General features: G+C 40.9%; 4 protein-coding genes and 1 pseudogene. 2 read left to right on the top strand and 3 right to left on the bottom strand.

The window, feature by feature from the left end; genetic code table 11:
• Positions 1-394 (top strand): tyrosine-type recombinase/integrase (locus tag ACFIMX_RS05555; RefSeq protein ID WP_375694161.1); only part of this gene is annotated, 394 nt, incomplete at its 5' end.
• A 209-nt stretch (positions 395-603) separates the two neighbouring features.
• On the top strand, positions 604-804 hold the full coding sequence (locus ACFIMX_RS05550) for a helix-turn-helix transcriptional regulator (protein WP_375694160.1): 201 nt from the start codon (positions 604-606) through the stop codon (positions 802-804).
• A 99-nt stretch (positions 805-903) separates the two neighbouring features.
• Here ACFIMX_RS05550 and ACFIMX_RS05545 read toward each other — a convergent pair whose 3' ends face one another.
• The 3 genes and pseudogenes from ACFIMX_RS05545 to ACFIMX_RS05535 form a co-directional block, all read right to left on the bottom strand.
• Positions 904-1,263 (bottom strand): hypothetical protein, encoded by a 360-nt coding sequence (locus tag ACFIMX_RS05545; protein ID WP_375639415.1) that lies wholly within the window; start codon positions 1,261-1,263, stop codon positions 904-906.
• 177 nt (positions 1,264-1,440) lie between these two features.
• Entirely contained in the window at positions 1,441-1,845 is a 405-nt protein-coding gene (locus tag ACFIMX_RS05540; RefSeq protein WP_375694159.1) for a hypothetical protein, read from the bottom strand.
• Positions 1,842-3,216, bottom strand: a pseudogene (locus ACFIMX_RS05535) (hemagglutinin repeat-containing protein); the annotation flags it as partial. The pseudogene ACFIMX_RS05535 and the gene ACFIMX_RS05540, both read right to left, overlap by 4 nt.

The raw sequence follows: 3,216 nt of genomic DNA, 5'->3' as shown, positions 1-3,216 counted from the left end.
GACTATTCCTGCTGAAAATATGAAAGGAAAACGTGATACCACAACAGAGTTTCGCGTGCCTTTATCATCAGAAGCATTAGAAATTTTAAAACAAGCGCGCCTTTTATCACGCAATGATTTCTTCTTTTCTGCAACAGGTCGCGGTCCCCTCGCGCATAGGTGTATGGCTCAATATATGAAACGTATTGGACTTGAAGCCTGCCCGCATGGTTTTCGCTCTAGTTTACGCAATTGGCTTGCTGAAACAACCGATGCCCCCTATGAGGTCGCTGAAACTATTTTAGCTCATACGGTCGGCGGTAAAGTAGAACGTGCCTATCGTCGTACTGATTATTTAGAACAGCGCCGCGTTTATATGGATAAATGGGCGGCTTATGTCACCGGTCAATCTTAAGATATGGGGTGAATAACCCCATGATCTGTGGATAACTTTCTCTCTCTTCTCTCTCATTCGCTCTCAATTAGACTCATAATTTATCACATGAGAATTTATATGATAAAATATTGTTTTTTATAGAATAAATACCTTTCCAATGATTCAAAGATATGGTTAATAAATGCTTATGATTTGTTTCTATTTTTTAAGAATGAAAGGATTTTAGAATGACAGAAAATGATAGTCTTTTAACAAACCGTGAAAGTGCAAAATTGCTTCATATGAGTGTCTCAACTTTCCGGCGTCATGTTACCAATGGCTCTCTCCCAAAACCTTTAAAATTTGGCTTTTTATCCCGTTGGTTACAATCGGATCTTTTGAATGTCATCGAGCAAGCAAAACAGCAACGTTATAACGACGCGGCATAAAAAAACCTTGTCATGTAAGGACGGACAAGGCTTTCTCAAACTCATCAACCTGGAGCTTTATTTGGTGTAAATTCAAAGCTTTCTCTGCTGAAGCAAGACCTAAGGTTTGCATTCAAGTTGTTCTGAATGCTTTTTACAATAAGGGCTATTTAAGCGTCTCTCAACACTTCGCTGAGGCATGACAGCACCAGGACGACATATGGGAAGATTATCCGATTTATGATTTTCACACCAATCTTGTATTGTAAAGCTAGGGCGAAAACCTGATTGCGCCATACACATTTCAATACTGGCAAATTGATTCAAATCTAGCGCCACAACCTTATTAAGGTCCGGTACTCCACATTCTAAAAGTATTTTATTTCTCCATAATGCTGGAGAAAGTGAGGGAATTGAGTTAACACATCCAGCTGTAGTTAAGAGAGCTATGCAGCTCAATAGTTTTAAGATTTTTTTCATTTTCCCCTCTTTCAATGGATTTATTTACAATAAAAAGGCTCTAAAGCCTGTTGATATTTTATCTCCGTTTTTCAAGACAGTTCTGAACTGAGTTGAGATGGTAAATTGAGAAAACAATCCCACCATTCCAAGCGAAGGCAAGCATAGCGGATTGTTGATCATCACAAACAGCAATATTTAAGGATAGCATTCATATTGTTCTGGATGCTTTTTACAAAAAGGGCTGTTTAAGCGCTTCTTGACACTTCTCTGTGGAACAACAGCGCCTGGACGACAAATCGGGAGATTTTCGGCTTTATGATTTCCACACCAGCCCCCCCCCACATCATATTTATCATGAAAACCAGCTTGAATCATACAAGCTTCTATGGTTGCCCATGCATTGTTGCTTAAATTTCTGTTTTCTGGAAATACATCATAAGGAGCTGGCATGCCACATTCTAACAAGGCTTTTTTTACCTCAAGCCGATCTGCTCCTGTTTTCTCCCACACAGTGAAGTATCCTGCAGGAGGTTTATTAAACTGGCATCCCATTATAACTAATAAAGCTATGCAACTCAATAATTTAAAGATTTGTTTCATTTTTTCCTCCTTAAAGGGACTTGTACTCGATGGGAAAGTCCATATATATCTTGGCATTTCGGACCCGCATCTCCAAGGCAAGTATGGGGATTGTAAGGACTTGTGAACATATTCCATGTTTCTTTCCACCAATTACTACCAGCAGGTATTGTCTCGTAAGTATAGCTATTGCCGCCAATAATTCTGCTGACAAAGTCATATCTATGCCCATCAAAACCAATCGTGGTTTGTTTGCCATCACTCACATACCCTAACAGACCGGATGCAACTAAAACATTAAAGGCTGGTCCATAGAGATTGATAGTCGTGTTTTCGTTGGCTATCCCGTGCACACCTTCTTGTTTGAAAGAATACAGCATATTCCCCAATGTCATCGTCCCGCGACTATGGCCGTAAAGTTCTAACCCTGTAAGACCATAGCTATACATCAAACCTTTTGCTTCTTGTGTGGAATTAGTCAAACCCCACAAGTTATTTTCCATAAACTTCTGGTATCCTGCGACCAGAAGCTCTGAAATAGCAGAATCGGCTTCTGGGAACACCACAAAATAAAGCGGTGCATTATTTTTATCCTTGGCGTGTTGCTCTGCATAAACAGCGGCTTCCTCTGGTGGTGTAAAGATGCCATTAAAGGACACATGCACTTTGCCATCAGAGCCTTCTTGCAAATGCTGCTTTTCTTCATCCGTTAAATAATGGAACTTAGGGATTGGTTGTCCACGAGCGTCTGTGATATACTGCTCATTTTCATCTGTTTTATAGATGATCTTTCCATCTTTATCACGGTCGACCACGGCGATGGGGTGCTCTTTGATAAACATGGTTTTATAGGAATCATCGCTGTATTTAAACCCTTCTTCTAAAAGTTGTGTCGCCATTTCGCGATTTTCATGGACGATTTGTTCCAGCTTGCCTACATCGAGCTGTTGTACACCCTTATGGGCGGTGGCAGTATCCCGATTAAGGGAGGCTATGGCTTGCTCAACATCTTGCCCTGTTAATGCCTTCTGCCCTGCTTCATCAGTAATGACGATAGTANTTTTTATCTGCCGGCGCGGTGCTTTCAATAATACCTCCGGTTAGGGTCGTTTTATCTTTAACGTTGATATTAAAGCCGCCATCACCCGCTTTGATGCCTGATTGTTCCACAACACTATGATAATCACTAGAGGATTTATCCTTGTTCAAGGAAATATTGGTTGTGGCTGCATCATCCTTTTCTCGGCTATTATAACCAATGGAAACAGAGTTTTGCTTGCTGGAACTTTGTCCCTTATCACTGCGGCTGACAATGGTGAAATCACCACCAACACCCATCTCTACACGGTTTGCAGAAACCACGGCGCCTGCAAATGTAGTATTTCCCCCACT

It is taken from the genome of Bartonella sp. AD24XZML (assembly GCF_042196485.1).
GTDB lineage: Bacteria > Pseudomonadota > Alphaproteobacteria > Rhizobiales > Rhizobiaceae > Bartonella.
The sequence above is the reverse complement of the archived record's forward strand: the minus strand, read 5'-3'. Positions and strand labels throughout refer to the sequence as shown.